At 45.9% G+C, this 19,625-nt stretch carries 20 protein-coding genes; 11 read left to right on the top strand and 9 right to left on the bottom strand.

The genetic code is table 11. From position 1 onward, the window contains the following. Window positions 1-14 precede the first annotated feature (14 nt). Window positions 15-443 carry a DNA polymerase III subunit chi gene (locus Q7V32_RS05480; RefSeq protein ID WP_304895971.1) on the bottom strand — a complete coding sequence of 143 codons (429 nt, stop codon included), beginning with the start codon at window positions 441-443 and terminating at the stop codon, window positions 15-17. After that, complete coding sequence (locus Q7V32_RS05475) at window positions 444-1,943, bottom strand: leucyl aminopeptidase (RefSeq protein ID WP_304895970.1); 1,500 nt, start codon at window positions 1,941-1,943, stop codon at window positions 444-446. A gap of 229 nt (window positions 1,944-2,172) precedes the next feature. Between Q7V32_RS05475 and lptF the strand changes: the two genes are divergently transcribed. Together lptF and lptG are read left to right on the top strand one after the other, a co-directional pair. After that, window positions 2,173-3,309 (top strand): LPS export ABC transporter permease LptF, encoded by a 1,137-nt coding sequence (gene lptF, locus Q7V32_RS05470; RefSeq protein WP_370691421.1) that lies wholly within the window; start codon window positions 2,173-2,175, stop codon window positions 3,307-3,309. Next, window positions 3,306-4,373 carry an LPS export ABC transporter permease LptG gene (lptG, locus tag Q7V32_RS05465; protein WP_304895969.1) on the top strand — a complete coding sequence of 356 codons (1,068 nt, stop codon included), beginning with the start codon at window positions 3,306-3,308 and terminating at the stop codon, window positions 4,371-4,373. Before lptF ends, lptG begins: the two co-directional genes overlap by 4 nt. Window positions 4,374-4,376: 3 nt before the next feature. On the opposite strand, the gene Q7V32_RS05460 is transcribed toward lptG, so the two are convergent. Further along, complete coding sequence (locus Q7V32_RS05460; protein WP_304895968.1) at window positions 4,377-4,820, bottom strand: RDD family protein; 444 nt, start codon at window positions 4,818-4,820, stop codon at window positions 4,377-4,379. Between the two features lie 448 nt (window positions 4,821-5,268). On the opposite strand from Q7V32_RS05460, the gene pcnB reads away from it, so the two are divergent. From pcnB to panD, 5 genes are all read left to right on the top strand, one after another. Then, window positions 5,269-6,627, top strand: coding sequence for a polynucleotide adenylyltransferase PcnB (gene pcnB, locus Q7V32_RS05450; RefSeq protein WP_304895966.1), 1,359 nt, complete (start codon window positions 5,269-5,271; stop codon window positions 6,625-6,627). A 13-nt stretch (window positions 6,628-6,640) separates the two neighbouring features. Further along, a complete protein-coding gene (gene folK, locus Q7V32_RS05445) occupies window positions 6,641-7,138 on the top strand; it encodes a 2-amino-4-hydroxy-6-hydroxymethyldihydropteridine diphosphokinase (protein WP_304895965.1) in 498 nt (165 codons plus the stop codon). Next, window positions 7,135-7,953, top strand: a complete 819-nt coding sequence (panB, locus tag Q7V32_RS05440) for a 3-methyl-2-oxobutanoate hydroxymethyltransferase (RefSeq protein ID WP_304895964.1) — start codon at window positions 7,135-7,137, stop codon at window positions 7,951-7,953. Before folK ends, panB begins: the two co-directional genes overlap by 4 nt. 6 nt (window positions 7,954-7,959) lie before the next feature. After that, the gene (panC, locus tag Q7V32_RS05435; RefSeq protein ID WP_304895963.1) at window positions 7,960-8,814 is read left to right on the top strand and encodes a pantoate--beta-alanine ligase; all 855 of its coding nucleotides are present in this window, start codon (window positions 7,960-7,962) and stop codon (window positions 8,812-8,814) included. A 119-nt stretch (window positions 8,815-8,933) separates the two neighbouring features. Next, a complete protein-coding gene (gene panD / locus Q7V32_RS05430) occupies window positions 8,934-9,314 on the top strand; it encodes an aspartate 1-decarboxylase (RefSeq protein ID WP_159653578.1) in 381 nt (126 codons plus the stop codon). A gap of 207 nt (window positions 9,315-9,521) precedes the next feature. Here the strand turns inward: panD and fliW are convergent, their stop codons facing one another. From fliW to Q7V32_RS05400, 6 genes are all read right to left on the bottom strand, one after another. Further along, complete coding sequence (fliW, locus tag Q7V32_RS05425) at window positions 9,522-9,983, bottom strand: flagellar assembly protein FliW (protein WP_304895962.1); 462 nt, start codon at window positions 9,981-9,983, stop codon at window positions 9,522-9,524. A gap of 95 nt (window positions 9,984-10,078) precedes the next feature. Further along, window positions 10,079-10,345: a hypothetical protein gene (locus tag Q7V32_RS05420; RefSeq protein WP_304895961.1), complete on the bottom strand. Its 267-nt coding sequence runs from the start codon at window positions 10,343-10,345 to the stop codon at window positions 10,079-10,081. Window positions 10,346-10,456: 111 nt separating this feature from the next. Continuing rightward, window positions 10,457-11,365, bottom strand: a complete 909-nt coding sequence (locus Q7V32_RS05415) for a bile acid:sodium symporter family protein (protein ID WP_304895960.1) — start codon at window positions 11,363-11,365, stop codon at window positions 10,457-10,459. After that, window positions 11,362-12,237: a VWA domain-containing protein gene (locus Q7V32_RS05410; RefSeq protein ID WP_304895959.1), complete on the bottom strand. Its 876-nt coding sequence runs from the start codon at window positions 12,235-12,237 to the stop codon at window positions 11,362-11,364. Before Q7V32_RS05410 ends, Q7V32_RS05415 begins: the two co-directional genes overlap by 4 nt. Beyond that, window positions 12,234-12,818 carry an MxaK protein gene (locus Q7V32_RS05405; RefSeq protein WP_304895958.1) on the bottom strand — a complete coding sequence of 195 codons (585 nt, stop codon included), beginning with the start codon at window positions 12,816-12,818 and terminating at the stop codon, window positions 12,234-12,236. The genes Q7V32_RS05410 and Q7V32_RS05405 overlap by 4 nt, the downstream gene beginning before the upstream one ends. A 214-nt stretch (window positions 12,819-13,032) precedes the next feature. Beyond that, window positions 13,033-14,175, bottom strand: a complete 1,143-nt coding sequence (locus Q7V32_RS05400; RefSeq protein ID WP_304895957.1) for an HD-GYP domain-containing protein — start codon at window positions 14,173-14,175, stop codon at window positions 13,033-13,035. A 732-nt stretch (window positions 14,176-14,907) separates the two neighbouring features. On the opposite strand from Q7V32_RS05400, the gene Q7V32_RS05395 reads away from it, so the two are divergent. From Q7V32_RS05395 to Q7V32_RS05380, 4 genes are all read left to right on the top strand, one after another. Further along, a complete protein-coding gene (locus Q7V32_RS05395; RefSeq protein WP_304895956.1) occupies window positions 14,908-15,765 on the top strand; it encodes a 5-bromo-4-chloroindolyl phosphate hydrolysis family protein in 858 nt (285 codons plus the stop codon). A 34-nt stretch (window positions 15,766-15,799) separates the two neighbouring features. Next, a complete protein-coding gene (locus Q7V32_RS05390; RefSeq protein WP_304895955.1) occupies window positions 15,800-16,966 on the top strand; it encodes a toxic anion resistance protein in 1,167 nt (388 codons plus the stop codon). Between the two features lie 157 nt (window positions 16,967-17,123). Then, window positions 17,124-18,221 carry an SPFH domain-containing protein gene (locus Q7V32_RS05385; RefSeq protein ID WP_304895954.1) on the top strand — a complete coding sequence of 366 codons (1,098 nt, stop codon included), beginning with the start codon at window positions 17,124-17,126 and terminating at the stop codon, window positions 18,219-18,221. Between the two features lie 9 nt (window positions 18,222-18,230). Next, on the top strand, window positions 18,231-19,418 hold the full coding sequence (locus Q7V32_RS05380) for a primosomal protein N' (replication factor Y) - superfamily II helicase (RefSeq protein WP_304895953.1): 1,188 nt from the start codon (window positions 18,231-18,233) through the stop codon (window positions 19,416-19,418). Window positions 19,419-19,625 lie beyond the last annotated feature (207 nt).

The following is a 19,625-nucleotide window of genomic DNA, read 5'->3' as shown; positions in this document are numbered from 1 at the left end:
TCTTCAGCGCTGACTCAGAGACGGTGAGTTTCTATAGAAAAACCCGCTGATTGGTATTGTTTGTAGCGTGCCCGGCCTGCTGCTTTTGCCGTTTCATCATTTTCGATAATTTCAATGATACGGGCATTTTGATGGTCCAAATCCGGGCAGTTTTCAGAGAGATTGATCAGCAAGGTTTGATGGTCATCTGAGGGTAGCGCTTTCCCTATCAATACTCTGGATGAATTAGTATTAGGTGTGCAGGGCATTTTGTCATGAGGAATGAAACTGCCGGGCCGAAAACTCCAGAGCAAATCATCCATGATTTGGCTCTGACGATCATCTTTAGTCAGTACAAAACTGAATTGACCCTGCCGGTAAGCTTTTTCGATCAACTTGCAGGCAAAAATATATTTTCCCTGCGCAGAGTCTTTCTCCAGGATATAAAAACTGACTCCGGTCATTTAGCGGGCGGTGAGAGTCGAGCTTCTATTCAATAAATATTGCATCAATAAAGGCACGGGTCGGCCTGTAGCACCTTTGTTGGGACCCGTGCGCCAAGCTGTTCCTGCGATGTCGAGATGAGCCCAGCGGAAGTTTTCAGCAAATTTGGCTAGAAAACAAGCGGCAGTAATGGTTCCCGCGTCTTTTCCGCCTATGTTAGCCATATCGGCAAAATTGGATTTAAGCAGTTCCTGATATTCTTCCCATAACGGGAGACGCCATAGGCTGTCGCAAGAAGTTTCGCTGGCGGCCAGCAAGTCATTACAAAGAGCGTCATCATTACCCAGCAAGCCGCTCGGTACTCTTCCTAAGGCAACCAGGCAGGCGCCGGTCAACGTCGCCATATCGATTACGACTTCAGGCTCGAAGCGTTGGGCGTAGGTGAGCGTGTCGCAGAGAATCAGCCGGCCTTCTGCATCAGTATTGAGGACTTCGATGGTCTTTCCGGACATGCTGGTCAAAATGTCGCCGGGTTTATTCGCATCGCCATCCGGCATATTTTCAGAGGAAGCCACCAGACCGACGATATTTAAGGGTAACTGAAGGCTGGCTGCGGCTTGTAATGCCGCGATGACGCTCGCGCCGCCACACATGTCGTACTTCATTTCATCCATGCCCAGACTCTGTTTTAACGAGATGCCGCCCGCATCAAAAGTCAGGCCTTTGCCGATCAATACAATCGGTTTGCTGTTCTTTTCTCCGCCCTGGTAGTTCATGATAATCAGTTTGGCGGGCTGGCGGCTGCCTCGTGAAACGGATAAGAAAGAACCCATGCCCAGTGCTTGCATGTCTTCTTCTTCCAAGACATCGACGGCCAGCTTGGAGAGTTTTTTTCCAATGCTTTGCGCTTGTTCTGCGAGAAATGAAGGGGTGCAGATATTGCCGGGTAAATCGCCCAGATATTTGGCTAGAGATACGCCATCGGCAATAGCCAGACCCTCAGCTAATCCTTTTTGTGCGCCAGTCAGCTGGTCTTCTGGGACCAGGACAGTGATCTGTTCAGTTTTGAATTCATTTTCCACGACAGACTTGCACTGTTTGAATTGATAAAGCGCGTCACCGAAAACTTCGATAATCTGTCTGGTTTTCCAGCGCCAGTCGTATTGAGCTACAGGCAGTTCTGCCAAAGTGCAGACGGCGGATTTGATTTGAGCATCTCTGATTGTTTTTATGGCTGCGGCTAAAGCCGTTCTATATTGCTTACCGGTCAGGCTGTCCTGTTTGCCCAGTCCGACGAGCACGACCCGGTTAATCGTCATGTCCGGTAACCAATTGATAAGCAAGGCTTCGTTCAACTTTCCTTTGGTATCACCACGCGCGGCTAATTGACTGATCGCCCCTTTCAAAAGCTGATCCAATAGCGCGCCGGAGGGGCTAAGCTGAAGATTTTCATAAATCCCGACAATGAGACAGTCACATTGCAGTTTTTCTAATGGCGTGCTTTCTATAGAATAGTCCATACTTTTTTTGATGTAAGTTGAGTCAGATGAGTTTCGTGTCTAAGGGATGCGCCAAAATCAGCGTATAGTCATGTTTTTTATTATACAGCAAGTCATTTTTTACGAAGCGTAAAAGTTGGGCAACCACCTGTATTGTCTGGAAAAATGCACAGTCAACCTGGTTTGAATAATTAACGTATCACTTTATAGATGAAACTCAAATGTGTAGGTGTGTTATGAGGGGAAGAAATTGAGCGAATTATGGTCCGAACGTGGGCGAAAAAGAAGGTCTCCGCTGATCAGTGTGTTGGACAAAATGATCGTGCTCGATTTGGCAGGAACGTTAGTCTCGGTTTTGTCGGTGATCGTCGTAATTATCGTTAGTAAACGGTTTATCAAAATACTGGAAAAAGCTATTGAGGGCGCGGTTTCGAGTGAGACCTTGATACATGTTTTAGGGCTTAAGATGATAAGCGCGGCTATTGCATTTCTTCCTGCAGCTCTGTTTATGGCCGTATTAATGGTAGTTGGGCGCATGTATCGTGATCAGGAAATGGCGGCTGTATTTTCGGCCGGAGGCAGCTCAGGGATAATTTATCGGTCTCTTTATGTGCTGGTTTTACCTTTGATGCTGATTTCATTTGCGCTGTCATTTTATACGGGACCCTGGGCCGAAGCGACGGTCAAGGAGTTGATGCATGAAGATGAAAAATCAGCAGATATCCGAGGTATCGCTGCAGGCCGATTTAGCGAATATCAGCACGGTGATCTTGTCTTTTACGTGGAGGATCTTACCAAGGATGGAATAATGCACCAGGTGTTTGTCCAACACAGGCAGGGTAACAAAGTCAGTATATTCAATGCCGAATCAGGCAATTTGGAAAACCGACCCGGAGGCCTTTATCTGGTTCTTGATAATGGCAGAAGGACTCAAGGTACTCCCGGTCAAGCGGATTATATTATCGAAGAATTTGTTGAATATGCCGTTCGACTGGAAGAAAAGGAAACAGTCCTGAATTACGACCATGAGTCGATTGCTACTGGTAAACTCTTGGAGTCTACTGAAGTCAGGGATATTGCTGAGTTGCAGCGGCGTTTTTCGATTCCCGCGGGTGTTTTTGTTTTGAGTTTGCTGGCCGTTCCTTTGGCTCAAACAGCGCCCAGAGGGGGGGTTTACGGCAATGTGCTGGTGGCATTTTTAATTTATTTTGCTTACGGAAATTTCATCAGAGTGAGCCATAGTTGGGTGATTAAGGGCCAGATTCCTGTTTGGTTTGGCGCCGTATGGGTTCATGTGCTGTTAATGATTTTGGCGCTCATTCTTTTGATGCGGCTGTTTGGATGGCGTTACTTAAAAGAAAGCCTGAGGGGGAAACTGGGACTGTGAATGTACTGACACGCTATATTGTAAAAGAGGTGCTGAAAGGATCGTCGTTAGCAGCCTTGTTTTTATTAACCTTGTTTAGCCTTTTTACGTTCAGCGATGAGTTAAAAAGTCTGGGAAAAGGCAGTTATAACCTTAAAGAAATTGTTTATTACGTGGCGCTCACCTCGCCCCGGGTTTTTTATGAATTGGTGCCGGCTTCCGCTCTATTAGGCAGTTTGTTTGTGCTGGGCGGCATGGGCAACCACCGTGAACTGGTTGCTATGAGGGCCTCCGGTGTTTCAGTGTTGTCGATCATTAAGTCGGTTATGCTGGCCGGTGCCATTCTTGTGGCTGTCGCCATCACTGTTGGTGAATGGATTGCGCCAAATACAGAGCAAATGGCACAAACACTGAAATCCAAGTCCCGCGCAGATCAAATCATGATCAAAAGCCTTTATGGTTTGTGGTTAAGAGAGGGGCAGACCTTCATTAACGTCAAGAAAATTGAAGAGAACGGTGATTTGGAAAATATCTACACCTATGAGCTGGATGAAAATAACCGCTTATCCAAGGCGATGCATTCTCAAAAAGCGTTATTCAAGGGAGCGAATCAGTGGGAAATGGAAAATATCCAGCAAAGTGATATTTCAACTGAACAAGTCAAAGTAGCCAAATTGAAAAGTCTGCCATGGAAGTCATCAATCGATCCCAAATTGGTGAACGTTGTAGTGGTGAGCCCTGATAATCTGTCGCTTTACGACCTTAATACGTACATTCGGTTTTTGAAAGACAACAAACAAAAGTCGCAAACCTACGAATTTGCATTCTGGGGGCGGGTAGTCAATCCTTTCGTGACTTTTGTGATGCTGATGATTGCAACACCGTTTGTTATTGGTGTTAAAAGAGGAGTGAGTGCCGGTGCGCGGATGTTGATTGGCGTGGTGATCGGTCTAGGATTTAATATCGGAGATAAAATCATAGGTCATATGAGTTTGATCTATGATCTTAATCCGGCGATTATGGCATTTGTACCCAGTTTGACGGTTTTTACTGTGGCTTTATATGCGCTTCGTCGGGTTCAGTAGAAATTATTTCGGTGATGTATAGAACAGATAAGTTTTTGACAGCCGGTCGTGCCAGCTGTTCTTATCTTTATCTACAAGGACCCACAGGAAACCAAGACCTAAAGGAAGCCACGATAACAACGCCGTGCAAAAACGCATCGCGGCCTGCTTCCAGCCAAGCGGTTTTTGATCGACTGTCAACACTGCTAATTTCCAAGCTCTCAGTCCCAGTGTTTGGCCGCCATGGGTCCAAAACCAGCCGTAAAAAATGAAGCTGATGAGAAGCAGGTAGGCGGGATAAAAAAACTGAGTGGGTGCAAATGCTTCGCCATCATTGAGGGGGAGAATGATGGCAGTGGCAACAAATAATACCGCCAGCAACAGAAAAAGGTCGTATGCTTGTGCCGCCATTCTCCGCCAAAAGCCGGGATGCTTTTGGCTTGGTTTGAGTGACTTATGAGTTACCAACGAAGAATAACCCCTGTCAAATTCAATTTTTGAACAGAGACAGTTTTTGTCCGAAATACATGCTCATTGCCAGCAACGCCCCAAACATGACCACTGAGAAAAGGAAGGGCGGTCTGTGAAATAGTAAAATCCCCAAATCCGTTACAAAAAGGCTTGTTAATAAAGGCTTATCAATTAAAGCTATGATTATCTTTTTGAACATGATTTAACTCCGGTATGTTTTGGGTGAATAAAGCGCTAAACGGGAAGTCAATGTGCCGATCGGTTGATAAGGCGGAGAACGTCTCGCTTGTTAAATATTACTAGATTCTACTATAAAAACTGGTATCTAAAAAGAATCGTGTTGATTGAGTTGCTAACGCGGCAGGTGGTATGATTAATTCATTATAAAAATAAAGCAAGGAAAAAGGCTATTTTAAGTTTCTTCAAGAAAATCATTAGCTCCTCCATGAAACCGTCTTCTCAGATTACGGAAGAGAGGGTGCAAATTAAGCCGGGGCCTAGAGTCTATGCTAGATCAGAACATTCAATATCGCGTTCTCAAGTTAGCGAAAACGCTTTAAAGGTCCTTTATAGACTAAAAAAAGCCGGATTTGAAGCCTATCTGGTAGGTGGCTGTGTTCGTGATCTTTTGTTAGGCCGAGAGCCTAAAGATTTTGATGTGGTTACTGATGCGCGTCCGGATCAGATCAAAAAAGTGTTTCGTAATTGCCGCTTGGTTGGCCGCAGATTTCGTTTGGCTCATGTGCAATTCGGCAGGGATATCATAGAAGTCGCTACCTTTCGAGGATCGGTAGAAGAAAATAGTGAGCACCGTTTTCTGAATGAAGAAGGTCGGCTGCTCAGGGATAACCAGTACGGTAACATTGAAGAAGACGTGTGGAGAAGGGACTTTACCGTGAATTCCCTTTATTACAATATCAAGGACTTCAGTGTTATTGATTATGTGGGCGGCATGGAAGACCATCTTTCCGGTACTTTGCGGTTAATTGGTGATCCTGAAACCCGCTTCCGGGAGGATCCGGTCCGGATGCTGAGGGCCGTCAGGTTTGCTGTCAAACTGGGTTTTAATCTGCATCCCGACAGCGAGAAACCCATTGCCGGCTTGGCTGACCTACTTAATAACATTCCTCCTGCTCGCTTATTTGACGAAACGCTCAAATTATTTTTATCCGGGTATGCTTTGCAAACCTTTGAAATGTTGCGTCATTATGATTTGTTTCGAGAGCTTTTTCCCTTAGTCGAAGATTCTTTGGCCGAGGAAGAGGAAGGTTTCCCCAAATTATTTTTGATCAAGGCACTTGAAAACTCCGATGCCCGAATAACCGACGGTAAAACAGTCACGGCCTATTTTTTGTTTGCTGCATTTCTTTGGAATCCGGTTAAGACTGAAGCGAAAAGACAAATTCAACAGGGCGTTAACGAAACGATTGCCTACCAGAATGCATCGAGTGAAATTATCAATCGTCAGTTAAAATCGACGGCTTTTCCCAAAAGAATTACGCTGGCCATGCGAGAAGTATGGACCTTGCAACCCCGGTTTTCGCGACGGGAAGGTAACCGGGCATTCCGTTTGTTGAGTCATCCCCGATTCAGAGCGGCTTATGATTTCCTGTTGTTGCGTATTCAAGCTGAAGGCGAAGATCCTGCTCTAGGGGATTGGTGGACGGAGTTTCAGGAAGTACCCGAGCTTGAACAGAAAAAAATGATTGCTTCGTTATCCCGTAATCCTCAGCGGAAACAGACCAAACGCCGACGGACAAACAAAGCTAAAGCGGTAAACAGACATCCGCAAGATAGCGTATGACAGGAGGCGCCTTGTGACGGTAGCTACGGTTATCGCGTATATCGGCTTGGGCAGTAATCTTGATGATCCCGTGCAGCAAATTAAATCTGCCCGTGCTGCGATTGCTGCGATAGATAAGATCAGCGAAGTTGCCTTTTCCAGCCTTTATCGCAGCTTACCTATGGGGCCTCAGGATCAGCCTGACTATGTCAATGCGGTGATGTCGGTATCAACAGACTTGGAGCCCTTTGAACTGCTACGCTGTCTTCAAGCTATTGAGCATGAACAGGGTCGGGTCCGGACCGGGTTGCGATGGGGGGCCAGAACACTGGATCTCGATCTTTTGATCTATGATCAAATGCAATTGGCTGACCCGGTGTTGACCTTGCCTCATAGTGGCCTCGCGGACAGGGCTTTTGTACTTTATCCTTTGCATGAAATCGCTCCGGATTTGCTTGTTCCCGGTTATGGTCCATTAACGACATTGCTTGAGCATTGCCCTCAAGTCGGTCTGCAACAGCTTTATTCATGAAACCCTATACTTCCCGAGTGTCCGAAAAGAAGCGATTGTCTGTCAATGATTTGCAGGCTATGAAAAACCGCGATGAAAAAATCAGTTGTTTGACTGCGTATGATGCCAGTTTTAGTGCCGTTTTGGATAAAGCAGGCATAGAAGTGATTCTTGTCGGCGATTCCTTGGGCATGGTTTTTCAAGGGCACACGACAACATTACCGGTGACGATGGATGACATGCTTTATCACACTGCATGCGTCTCCAGGGGCTGTAACAGGGCTTTGGTGGTAGCCGATTTGCCTTTTATGAGTTATACCAGTCTCCTCGCGGCCGCTGAAAATGCCGCCCGACTGATTCAAAGCGGCGGCGCGAATATGATCAAGCTGGAAGGCGCCCGGCCTGATGTGGTCAGTTTTCTCGTGGGTAATGGCGTGCCTGTGTGTGGGCATCTGGGTTTGTTGCCGCAATTTATTAATTGCTTGGGCGGGTATAAAGTTCAGGGACGCGAGTTGTCTGATGCGGAGCGTATTATCTCGGATGCAGTTTCATTGGAACAAGCCGGAGCCGGTCTGTTGATACTGGAGTGCGTGCCGGCCAGTCTTGCACAAACCATCAGTCAGCAATTAACCATTCCAGTGATCGGAATAGGCGCAGGCATTGACTGTGATGGTCAGGTTTTGGTGCTTTACGATATTTTGAATATCGGTGCCGGTAGAAGGCCAAAATTCTCCAAAGATTTTATGCAAGGGGCTGCTTCTATTGAAGACGCAATTCGTAATTATCATATTGCGGTTAAAGAAGCCCGGTTTCCAACCATTGAACACAGTTATTAGGGTGTTATGCTGACCGTTTCATCGATAGCTGAACTTAGACCTCTGGTAAAAAAATGGCGGCTTGAAGGTCAGCGTATTGCTTTTGTGCCCACTATGGGCAATCTTCATGCAGGACATTTAAAACTGGTAGAAGAGGCGAGTAAAGCTGCTGAAAGAGTCATAGTCAGTATTTTTGTCAATCCATCTCAGTTTGGTCCGGGCGAAGATTTTGCCAGTTATCCGCGTACCGAAGCCGATGATGCAAAAGCCTTGGCTTCTTGTTCGGTCGATGTGCTGTTTTTGCCCAGACCTGAGGCGATGTATGCCAAGGACCATGCTACTTCTATTACAATAGAAAATCTGTCCACTTTGCATTGTGGACGTTCAAGGCCGGGACATTTTGACGGTGTTGCTACCGTAGTTGCGAAGCTGTTTAATATAGTTCAGTCGGATATCGCCTTTTTCGGGGAAAAAGATTTCCAGCAATTAACCATTATCCGGCGGCTTGTTCGGGATCTTAATTTTGATATCGAGATTAAAAGTGTCGCGACTGTTAGAGAGCCAGATGGTCTGGCTATGAGTTCACGAAACAATTATCTTTCTGTAGAACAAAGAAAATGTGCTTCGGAATTATATAAGTTATTGTGTAATGCCCGAGATAAAGCGCAACAACCCGAAAGTCAATTGGCTGAAATACAGAGGGAAGCCATGGCTATATTAGCGTCCTTGGGATTTGAACCGGAGTATGTCAGTTTTTGCCGAAGCCATGATCTTGAGCCGGCATCTGAGCAGGATAGTGAATTGGTATTGCTGGCCGCGGCAAAACTGGGTAAAACCAGGTTGATTGATAATTTGAGATTTTCAAGGTATGCTCCTCATTAATTGAGAGCGGGTTTGTGATGTTGTCTGTCAAGAGTGATAAGCCGATAAGAGTTTTTTGTTGAAGGCGATCACTTATTCGGGAATAATTTACGGTTTCTTTAAAATTTATTTGTTCGATTATGCAAACAACAATGCTAAAAGCCAAATTGCACAGGGCTACAGTTACTTTTTCGGAACTGGGTTATGAAGGTTCCTGTGCTATAGACAGTAAAATTTTGGATTATGCGGGTATCAGAGAATACGAACAAATTCAAATTTACAATATCAATAATGGCCAGCGCTTTACGACATATGCTATTCGCGCTGAGGCAGGTTCCGGCATTTTCTCTGTGAATGGTGCTGCTGCCCGTCTGGCTTGTCCAGGCGACTTGATCATTGTGTGTGCGTACGCGATTTTGGATCAGCAGGAGTTGGCTGCATTCAAGCCAACACTGGTTTATTTCAATGATAAAAATGAAATCATTCGAACCGGAAACGCGATTCCCGTTCAAGCGGCCTGATGCGTGTCAATTTGAGCGGTTCTCAGGTTTTTAAATTATCCATTTAAATTTCAACCCCAATTAACCTCAAACTTTAATGTCATAGGCTTTCTAAGTCTCTGAAAGCGAAAGTTTGACCGGCTGATCAAAGCTTATATTCTCCGCGTGTTTCCACCTGACTTCAGGGGATTGGAAACACGGTGGAGCCTATTTTGTATGCGGTTGTACTTATATCTCGGCCGTGTCTACCATTTCATTTTTTTCAAACACGGTGATGGACTGTTCAATTTCTGACAAGTTTTTTTGAATGGCGACTCTTTCGGCGCTGTTGATCAACAAAGGCGATTTTATGGCCCCTTTTATTGCCGGTTTTCCAGCTTCTTGGGCATCCGCTCCGGCATGCAATAGAATCAGGATAATTAAATCGTCCATGTTTTCCAGTTTGAGCAACGCTTGCTCTTCGTCGCTAATAACGAAGCTGTAGTTAATATTGAAATTTGCCGGGTTTGCGACAGAGAAAGTCAAATTTTCGTCATCAATGGATTGTAACCAGTAAATGATAGGGTTTTGTTCCTGATGAAATAGTTTAAACTTTGTCTGGTTTTCGAAACCGGGGATGCCTTTGGGGAAAGTGATGAGAGTAGTTGGGTCTACCTGTTGTTCGCCGAGAAAACTTGATTTAATTTCCATAGTATGACGCCATTTGTTAATAATATCGTAATCAGATTATAGTCGTTGATTGGGTAACCGCTACTCCGAGCTTAACCAATCGGCTTGTTGTCAGCTTATTTTTGATAATCTTCGTAATAGTCTTTTTGGACATCATAGATAAAGCTGTCCGTTCCATCACGAATATCGTACATCAAGCCGTAAGCACCTCGTTCGGTATCTCGCATAAAACTGTAAATCGAGCTGAAAAATCCTACCGCTTCTTCCCGGGAGGTCAGTGCTTCAGAAGAAGCGGCCTGATCGTTTATGTTTTGATTTTGTGTTGCGCAAGACAGAGTTGTGCAACTCAGTAGCAGGATAATCACCGTACGATAAATTCGCATACAAGCCCCTTTTTTTTTAGGTACTCATTTTTTCCAGCAATAAAAAGGCCAATTAATCTAGTGTCTTGATAGTTATAGAAATTAAGGTGCTAGTGAGGCAGGTGGTTACTATCAAACGTCATATTTTCGCCATATCATGGCGGCAAACGAACCTGACAGGTTGTGCCAGATACTGAAGATGGCGCCGGGAAGTGCAGCTGCGCTGGAAAAATAAGTGATAGCCAATGCAACACTCAGTCCTGAATTTTGCATGCCCACCTCAATGCTGGCTGTCCGGCACGTCTGTTTGTCATAGCGAAGCAGCCATGGAATCGCATACCCTGCCAGCATACCGCCCAAATTATGAAGTGCGACTGCAGCCAATAGAGTCGATCCCATGTCTTCGATCTGCTGTTGATTGAGCGATACGATTACGGCAATGATGGCTACGATGGCCAGACTGGCCATCAGCGGTAAAAAGTGATGAATTGCGCTTATCCGGTTTTGAAAGAATGTATTGAGCATAGTGCCCAGCATGACGGGAATAATGATCAACTCTATCAGACTTTTCATCATATCAGAGAAAGGTGGGCTGATTGACTGGTCCATTAAAACCAGTGTCAGTAGTGGTGTGATAAAAACAGCAGCCACTGTAGATGACAAAGTCATCAGAATGGACAGGGCCACATTACCTCTGGCCAGATAGCAGATCACGTTGGATGCAGTCCCTCCTGCACTGCATCCCACCAGAATCATGCCGGCTGACTGATCATTCGTCAGGCTGAATGATCCGGACAGCAGCCAAGCCAGCAGCGGCATCACGGTAAACTGGATAGCCATGGTCAACAAAATAATGCCGGGATATTTCAGCGTGTCCTGAAAGTGACTCCAGGTCAGGGTCAGCCCCATAGTAAACATAATCAACGACAGCAAAGGAACAATCATCTGCTTGCCGGAAATGAACAGGCCGGGATAAAAATAAGCGGCACAAGCCAGAATGGCCGCCCATAACGGGAAGAGATTAACCAAACGGGAAATCATGGCTTTTGGGCCAACCGGTTTACTGCGAAGGGAGTAAGTAACAAGAGGAGAGACACGGCTGCCAGCATCCATGCAAACGGATAATTGACCGGCTGTTTTTGTAAGAGGCTGGATGCTTTTAAAGCACTGAGCAGTTTATCCGCGTCTTCCAGATGGTGATACGACAATCCGGTAATAACCGCCAATCTCTGTAAGTAGGGTTCCTGAACCGCGGTTAGATAATTTCCGGTTATATCGGTGTTAGCGCGTCGGCGGCCTTCTGCTTCTGAAATTTGCCAGAATCCAATCTGTTGGTTTTGATTATCCAGTCTGGGCACAGGGACTGACTCCAGATTACCGGTGCCAACGATCAAGCCCGGAGTTTTCCCTGCTTCCATTTGAAAAAACGGTTCTTTGGCGGATTTTGGCGTTTGCTGACCATCGGTAAAAAATACCAGACCGGGTTTTGACTCCAGTTTTTGAATGTCGCTTAAACTGGTGTAGATTCCCCGGGCGATATGGCTGTCTGCAGCCCAGGCCATGCGCCAGTCAATTTTTGCGAGACTTTCATCGATTGCTGCATAATGAGCGCAAAGTTCCAATGGCTCAAACAGCAAAAATATATTTTTAGTCGAAAATAGTCCTAAGCCTATTTTAGAGTCGCAGGGCAGTTCGGCAAGGACTTCTTTCAATGCCGCTTTAACAAAAGACAAACGATCGGCAGGCTGGTTATCGACATGATAATCCTGCGCATTCATACTTTGCGTGATGTCAATGACGATCATCAAGTTGTAAGTATCTTTCTGCACTTTGATCTGTGGATTCAATGCCGCCCACATCAACAGCGCGATGGCAACGGCCGGGCACCAAAGTCTGAAATCCCGGTAAATCAAGGCCCGCCCTCAGGAATTCCCGGCATGATTGCATGAACGCTGCTTTTATGGCCTTGCCAGTCAGATTTTTCCTCTTCCTTCGCCGGCGGGCGAATTCGTAAAGCATATTCCAGATTAAATCGTGCCTGCCAATGATCCGGTTGTTTGTTAAGCACCTGTCTAAGGTATTGTTCGGTTAAATCTAAAAGGGTATTGATCTGGCTGTATTCCCAAACGCCTTTTGATTTCCAGAGTTTACTGGCCTGTTGAAGATAGATCACGCCCATATTGTATTGAACCTTCAAACGGAAATTTTCATTTCCCTGATGTTCAATTTGTAAATAAAGGCGCAAAGCTTCCTGATAGTCACCTTGATCATTCAGATAACGTGCTTTGGCAAACAGAACTTCCGGTGGCAGGTCCGTATCGGAAGAGTTGATTTTTTCAGGATTTTCGATCAGATCGTTCAAACGCCATATTGTTCTGATCTGGTTAAGTTCATTTAGCGCGAAACCGGCCAAGATTAGAAAAACCAGCCAGGCAATAAAAGGATGAAAAGAGGTGTAATGAGTTAACTTTTTTTGAGGGTTCAGGGATGGCATTAATGCGAAAAAAGCAGATGATAGGTAAATTTGATGTCAATTAAAGCATATTATAAAAACTGTACAAGCAGATTCATCTGTGCATTGACAAACTTTTACAAAAAACCGTGGAAATTTTATTTATGTCTATAATAATCAATTATTTATGTATTTGTCTCTGCTGAGAAAATGATAAATATTTTAAAAGGCACGTAATGTGCTTTGCAGTGATTTCTTAATGGGATAATGGCCAAAAACGGTCCGGTTGGATGGCGACGTTTTTGAGGCGTTGAGTGGCTTTTATAATTTTAAAAGCTACGGTTTCGTCACTGACTCTTTGTTTTGGATTTGCGAAAGGCTTACCCTGAGGATTAAGAAGGCTGAGCACATGGATCGATTCTGTATCAACAGGCGCTCTTTTTAATACGACACCGGTTTCGCCATTGGCTAATAAAACGAAAGTACCGGGTGGATAAATGCCAATTTCTTTGATCAAAAGATGGGCAAGTGATTCATCTACGGCGCTTCCCCGCTGTAAAAAAATGTCGCGCAAAGCTTTTTTTACATAAAAGCCGTCACGGTAGGCCCGAGGTAATATCATTGCGCTGTAAATATCGGTAAGCGACAAAATTCGCGCTGCGACAGGGATTGCATCACCTGATAAACCGTCCGGATAACCATTGCCGTCAATACGTTCGTGGTGATTATGTACGGCATTCAACCATTCCGCATTGTTAATGCCGGCTTTTTGTAGCAAAGCTCGGCCCAGTTCCGGATGAGCTTTGATTATGTCCCGTTGCTGGTCCGAGAGGGGAGAGGCTTGATTGGCCAGTTTTTTTTGGAGTTCCAACATCCCAATATTTTGGGTGAGTGCAGCGGCGATAAAAATTCTTCTATTGTCTTCATTCAGTTGTTTTCGTTTTCCCAGTAGCTCCGTCAACACGGCGCTAAGCAGCGGATGAATATGTGAGTAATTAAAACTCTGATCAAGCAATATGGTTCCCAGAACCGCATCGCATTGAGTGCGGCAGAGTCTTTGGATGACGGCTGCTAAATCCAGAAAGTGATTTGAATAATCATCAGGCGTGTTTTCATGAATCTTGTCGAACAACACTCTGAGTGTTTTGCCTAATAATTTCAGCGTATCATGTGTGGTGCCTTTAAAAAACTTACCGTCAGTCGGAGGTCTTGGTTTTTCAATAGTCTGAGCCGTAAAATCGAGACGAAAAATACCCTGAGTCAAAAGTATTTGCTTTTGCTTTTCGGAATTGAGCATATAGCCTTTATCGAGCAGTAACTGCCCTTCTTCATCATAAACGGCCCATTCCAGCGGAATGCCGATAAATAAATCAGTTTCGATGATTTTTATTTTTTCCATAGCTTGATTCAAACGAAAAATTCACGTACCTAAGTCTCAAAGTCATCAGTGCTGCTTATAATTCACTTTCCCCCTTGAACAAGGCTTTTGTCAAGGCATTAAAGGGTCGTCAGTCTTATCTCGAATGGCCGAAGAGTCTACATTAAGGATTTTTTAGTAAAAAAAACGGTCATTGTGAGATAGGACGGAATGAATTCTGGTACGCTAATTTTAGCGGCATTTATTTACATTTGTAGGGTCAAGCAGGAAATGTGCAGCGTCGCAATGCCCCAGTTGATGATGAAAAGGGTAGGCATTAACATTTGAAGCGATGACGGCTCTAGGTAGGCTGCAGCAATTCTCAATTTGAACAAAAAAAGGGCAGGGGGAAGCTTTTTGAGGATGTCGGCAGCAGGGATGCTGCTGTCAAGCCCCCATGGAGGGTTTACGGTGTTCCTCAAAAGGCTTTTCCCAGCCCAAAATGACGCCGACAAGATCAAACTGAGAATTGCTGGGTAGGCTGCCATCAAAACCACATTAAAAGGTTTAACTGGTAAATGCAGTACAGCGCTTAATGATCATTCAGAATAAAAAAGAGGTTTAGAAAGATATGTCCGGATTTTTCAGAAAATTGCTTGGTTTCATCTTGCTGGTGGCCACTGTCGGTTTGGTAACGTGTCAGTCTATAGTCAAGGCCGAGTCCGCCGATACGTTTGCCGAAAATCACTCATTTTTTATACAGGGAATTAAATAATGGACAGGCTGCCGTCGTTGAAATTCGCCAAGCGTTTTACCGAAGATACTTTGCACCATTACTCGCCTCGAGGACTGCTGCTTTATTTTTTAGCGCTGGCTCTTATTCCTGCGGTGATCATCGGACTTGTAAAAGGTCATGTGATGTCCATCATTGTTAATGCAACCGGGTTTGCACTTTATTGCCTGGCAGCAATGCTGCTACGCAGAGGTCTGGCGGCCGAAGCCTCTACGCGGATGAACAGATGGTTGAATGCAACCAAATGGCCCTTGAAATTAATTGCGGCGCTGCTGGTTGCTTTAACAACAGGTCTGCTGGCCGTACTAGGCGCGCAGCAAAGCCTGCCCGTATCGTTGATCTACGGCGTTGGCGCTTTATTGGGCATGTATTTGAGTTATGGCTTTGACCGGCCTAAACCTTTTCAGTTAACTGAGGCGCATGGTTATTCCGGTGATGAGATCAGGCAAACTTTGACGGGTGCATTTGCCACCATAAAGACCATTGAACAAGCCAATCGTAAAATTCTCAACAGTGAACTTAATCAACGAATTGACAGTATTTGCGAAATTGCCGAAGGGGTGATCTCGGAGCTGGAAGCCGATCCGCGCGGCATTCGCCGGGCTAGAAAATTTCTTAATGTCTACCTGGACAGTGTCAAGCAAGTGACGGAAGGCTATGCAAAAACCCATAGACAATCCGCCTCTCAGGAACTGGAACAAAACTTCAGGCAGGCGCTGGAAGCTATAGAGTCTGCTTTTAAGGAACAACAACAAAAGCTTTTGGAAGAAGACATGTTCGATCTGGACGTGAAAATTGAAGTACTGACCGCACAACTGAAACGCGAAGGCATCATGTGATGTTGCATAATAAATCGATGGAGAATCATCCGCTATGAGTGAACAACAAGATCAGGTAATAACCAGCGCCCCTGTGCAAATAGACGAAACGCAGCTGCCCCCGACTCAGGAACTCGTTCCCGGTGTTCAGGCCGACATCGTTTCTTTTCAGGAGGCTCCTAGTGAAAAAAAGCAAAAAATTAGCCAACTGTTACAAGAGATCGATATTAAAGATACACACTCGATATTATTTTTCGGCAGTAAAGCCCAGGAACAATTGACCACGGTATCGGACCGAATGCTGGAAGGCGTTAAAAACAAAGATACCGGCCCGGCCGGTGAAGATTTGAATGCAATGGTCGCGACAATTCGCGGCTTTGAAATAGACGACCTTGATCCGAATAAAAAACAGGGCTTTTTCTCAAAGCTAATCGGCAAGGCCAAGCCGGTGGTTAAGTTTGTCCAGCAATATGAAGACGTACGCAAACAAATTGACAGTATTACTGACAAACTGGAAAGGCATAAAACCAGTCTGTTAACCGATATAGCTTCATTGGACAGACTGTATCAGGCTAATCTCGATTATTTTCATTCGCTGGAAGACTACATCGCTGCCGGTGAAGAGAAACTGCGTGAGCTCGATAACCTCATCATTCCGGAGCAGGCCAAATTGGCCGAAAGCAGTCAGGAAGTGATCGCCTCGCAAAATTTGCGCGATTTGCGCTCCATGAGGGATGACCTGGAACGGCGTGTTCATGATTTGCGTTTAACCCGTCAGGTATCGATGCAAAGCCTGCCCAGTATCCGGCTGGTGCAGGAAAATGATAAAGGCTTGGTCAATAAAATCAATTCGACGATAGTCAACACCATACCGTTGTGGCGTCAACAGCTTGCGACTGCGGTAACCATTTTCAGATCATCGCAAGCGGCCGAAACGGTTAAGGCGGCAACCGATTTGACCAATGATCTGTTGGCTGCCAACGCCGAAAATCTCAAACAGGCCAATGCCGAGACGCGTAAACAGCTTGAACGCGGCGTTTTTGACATAGAAACCGTCAAGCAGGCTAATCAGGCCTTAATAGCCACCATCGAGGAAAGTTTGCAAATCGCCGATTTGGGCAAAAAAATGCGAAGCGAAGCCGTGGTGCAGTTGCAGCAGTGCGAAGCTGAATTGAGAAAAACATTGGCATCGGCTCAAGCCAGTCCGTCAACCAAGGTATAAAATCCCAGGAATTCCCAGTTTGACGATAAAAACGGGGAGGCATACGCCAATCCTCAAAGCAGCATTAAAAGTTTAGACTGGGAATGGCTGATAAGATCCGGTTTTTTTGAATCGGCCCTTGGCTTAAAAGTGTCTGACATGAAACAGAGGAGACCCTGTGAGTATTTTTAATAAACTGTTTGGCGAATTTGTCGATGTGATTGAATGGACCGATTCAACCAGTGACACACTGGTTTACCGGTTTGAGCGCTACGGCAACGAAATCAAATACGGCGCCATGCTGACGGTCAGAGAATCGCAAACAGCGGTGTTGGTTAATGAGGGCCGGATCGCGGATTTCTTTGAGCCCGGCCTTTATCGCCTGGAAACTCGAAATATGCCTATCATGACAACGCTTGAAAGTTGGCCGCACGGATTTTCCAGTCCTTTCAAAGCGGAAGTCTATTTCTTTAACATGCGCCGATTTGCCGATTTAAAATGGGGAACCAAAAATCCGGTCATGTTGCGTGACAAGGAGTTTGGCCCGATTCGCTTGCGGGCTTTTGGTACGTATACGTTCAGGATCAAAGAGCCGCTGACCTTGATCAAGGAAATTGTCGGTACCAGCGGACATTTTCAAACCGGAGACATTGCCGAACAGCTGCGGAATCTGATTGTCGCCCGTTTTGCCGATATTCTGGGGGAGTCGGGTATTCCGGCGCTGGATTTGGCAGCAAATTACAATGAGTTGGGCGAATTCATCACACAAAAAATCAAGCCGGAATTTGAGTCCTACGGTCTGGATGTGATGCAACTGATGGTGGAAAACATCTCCTTGCCGCCTGAAGTGGAAGCAACTTTGGATAAGCGAACCAGTATGGGCATAATCGGCGATCTTGGTCGTTATACTCAGTTTCAGGCGGCGGAAGCGCTGGCGGCAGCGGCAAAGAATCCGTCCGGTGGTGCCGGGGAAGGTATTGGTATGGGAATGGGGTTTGCGATGGCTCAAAATCTGGGGAAGACCTTAAATGCATCGCAACCGCCCGCTTCGGGTTCTCCTCCCCCCATTCCCGGAGCTGCCACGTATTTTATCGCGGTTGCCGGTCAGCAAAGCGGTCCTTTTTCTGTGCCCGAGTTAATGGAGAAAATCAAAACAGGCGAGGTGACGCGTGCAACCTTGGTTTGGAGCCAGGATTTGGTCGAATGGACTGCTGCAGAAAAAGTCACAGCGCTGGCCCCCGTGTTTGCGCAGGTTCCTCCCCCTGTCCCCAAGTAATCGGCAAAAATGTCTTCAGTTATCAAGCCCCGTGATGCCAAACAATTGACGCTGCGTTTTCCTTGCAAACAATGCGGCGCAGTTATTAAGTATGCACCCGGCACTGACCTGTTGATCTGTCAGTACTGCGGTACCGAAAATCGAATAGAACAACGCACGGGTGTTATCGAGGAGTACGATCTCAAAGAAGCGCTTAAACGGGTGACAGAAACCCGTGCCGAAGCGGCCGTGCCGACAATCCATTGTGACGAATGCGGGGCAGGGTTTCAGTTCGAAGCCAAAATACATGCGGGGGAATGCCCTTTTTGCGGGACGCCCATAGTCACGGCGACTACAGAAATCAAACCGATACAGCCCAAATCGCTGTTGCCGTTCAGTATTGACGAACCGGCTGCCCGGCAACGATTTAAACGCTGGATTGCCGGACTCTGGTTTGCTCCCAACGCAGTAAAAAAATATGCCCGAAGTGACACCAAATTAACCGGTGTCTATCTTCCGTACTGGACGTTCGACAGCGATACGGTCACGGCTTACTCAGGAGAGCGGGGTGATGTTTATTACGTGAGGCAGCCTGTGCAGGTAGTCAAAAATAATCGGGTCGTGACTGAGATGAGGGAAGTGCCCAAAATTCGCTGGACACCGGTCAGCGGGCAGGTCCGCCGTTTTTTCGATGATGTCCTGGTCGGTGCCAGCAGTTCATTGCCCCGCAAAATCCTGGATGCCCTGCAACCCTGGGATTTGTATGCGTTAATTCCTTATGACGAGAACTATCTGAGCGGCTTTCGCAGTGAATATTATCAGGTCGAATTGGCTGAGGGCTTTGATCATGCCCGGCAGATCATGGATGACCAGATTTACCGCGACATTTGCTTCGATATCGGCGGCGATCACCAGCGCATTCATCATGTCGAAACCCGGCACAGCAGAACGACATACAAGCATTGTTTGCTGCCGGTTTGGTCGGCGGCGTTTCGTTACAAGGATAAATCCTACCGCTTTGTCATTAATGGCCGGTCCGGTAAAGTTCAGGGTGAGCGCCCTTACAGTGTCTGGAAGATCACCTTTGCCGTACTGGCTTCGTTGATGCTGGCAGCTGGCATTTACTATTATCTTGATAAGTCCGGCGCCTTGCAAAAAATGCAGGAAAACGGAATGGTCATTCAGCAGTATTCTATTGAACAGCCGATTCGTTATTAAAAGACAGTTGAGCAGGCTTGAATTCAATGCCTTTTTCTTCTCAAAATGAGAGTTACCGGTTAGAACTCAGCAATTCTCATTTTAAAACCCTACCCGGAGTCAGGAATTGTGCCGTTGAGTCCTTTCAGCATAAACCGCATCAAATGATCCCAGTCATCGAATGGAAGATACTGCATTAAAGCGCGAAGATGTTCAAAAAAAGTCCGC

This window comes from Methylicorpusculum sp., from assembly GCF_030651835.1.
Lineage (GTDB): Bacteria > Pseudomonadota > Gammaproteobacteria > Methylococcales > Methylomonadaceae > Methylicorpusculum.
The sequence above is the reverse complement of the archived record's forward strand: the minus strand, read 5'-3'. Positions and strand labels throughout refer to the sequence as shown.

Excerpts from the sequence above, each read along its gene's own strand:
- Q7V32_RS05480 (WP_304895971.1), bottom strand. The coding sequence starts at position 443 with ATGACCGGAGTCAGTTTTTATATCCTGGAGAAAGACTCTGCGCAGGGA.
- Q7V32_RS05475 (WP_304895970.1), bottom strand. The coding sequence starts at position 1,943 with ATGGACTATTCTATAGAAAGCACGCCATTAGAAAAACTGCAATGTGAC.
- pcnB (WP_304895966.1), top strand. The coding sequence starts at position 5,269 with ATGAAACCGTCTTCTCAGATTACGGAAGAGAGGGTGCAAATTAAGCCG.
- panB (WP_304895964.1), top strand. The coding sequence starts at position 7,135 with ATGAAACCCTATACTTCCCGAGTGTCCGAAAAGAAGCGATTGTCTGTC.
- panC (WP_304895963.1), top strand. The coding sequence starts at position 7,960 with ATGCTGACCGTTTCATCGATAGCTGAACTTAGACCTCTGGTAAAAAAA.
- panD (WP_159653578.1), top strand. The coding sequence starts at position 8,934 with ATGCAAACAACAATGCTAAAAGCCAAATTGCACAGGGCTACAGTTACT.
- fliW (WP_304895962.1), bottom strand. The coding sequence starts at position 9,983 with ATGGAAATTAAATCAAGTTTTCTCGGCGAACAACAGGTAGACCCAACT.
- Q7V32_RS05420 (WP_304895961.1), bottom strand. The coding sequence starts at position 10,345 with ATGCGAATTTATCGTACGGTGATTATCCTGCTACTGAGTTGCACAACT.
- Q7V32_RS05415 (WP_304895960.1), bottom strand. The coding sequence starts at position 11,365 with ATGATTTCCCGTTTGGTTAATCTCTTCCCGTTATGGGCGGCCATTCTG.
- Q7V32_RS05405 (WP_304895958.1), bottom strand. The coding sequence starts at position 12,818 with ATGCCATCCCTGAACCCTCAAAAAAAGTTAACTCATTACACCTCTTTT.
- Q7V32_RS05400 (WP_304895957.1), bottom strand. The coding sequence starts at position 14,175 with ATGGAAAAAATAAAAATCATCGAAACTGATTTATTTATCGGCATTCCG.
- Q7V32_RS05395 (WP_304895956.1), top strand. The coding sequence starts at position 14,908 with ATGGACAGGCTGCCGTCGTTGAAATTCGCCAAGCGTTTTACCGAAGAT.
- Q7V32_RS05390 (WP_304895955.1), top strand. The coding sequence starts at position 15,800 with ATGAGTGAACAACAAGATCAGGTAATAACCAGCGCCCCTGTGCAAATA.
- Q7V32_RS05380 (WP_304895953.1), top strand. The coding sequence starts at position 18,231 with ATGTCTTCAGTTATCAAGCCCCGTGATGCCAAACAATTGACGCTGCGT.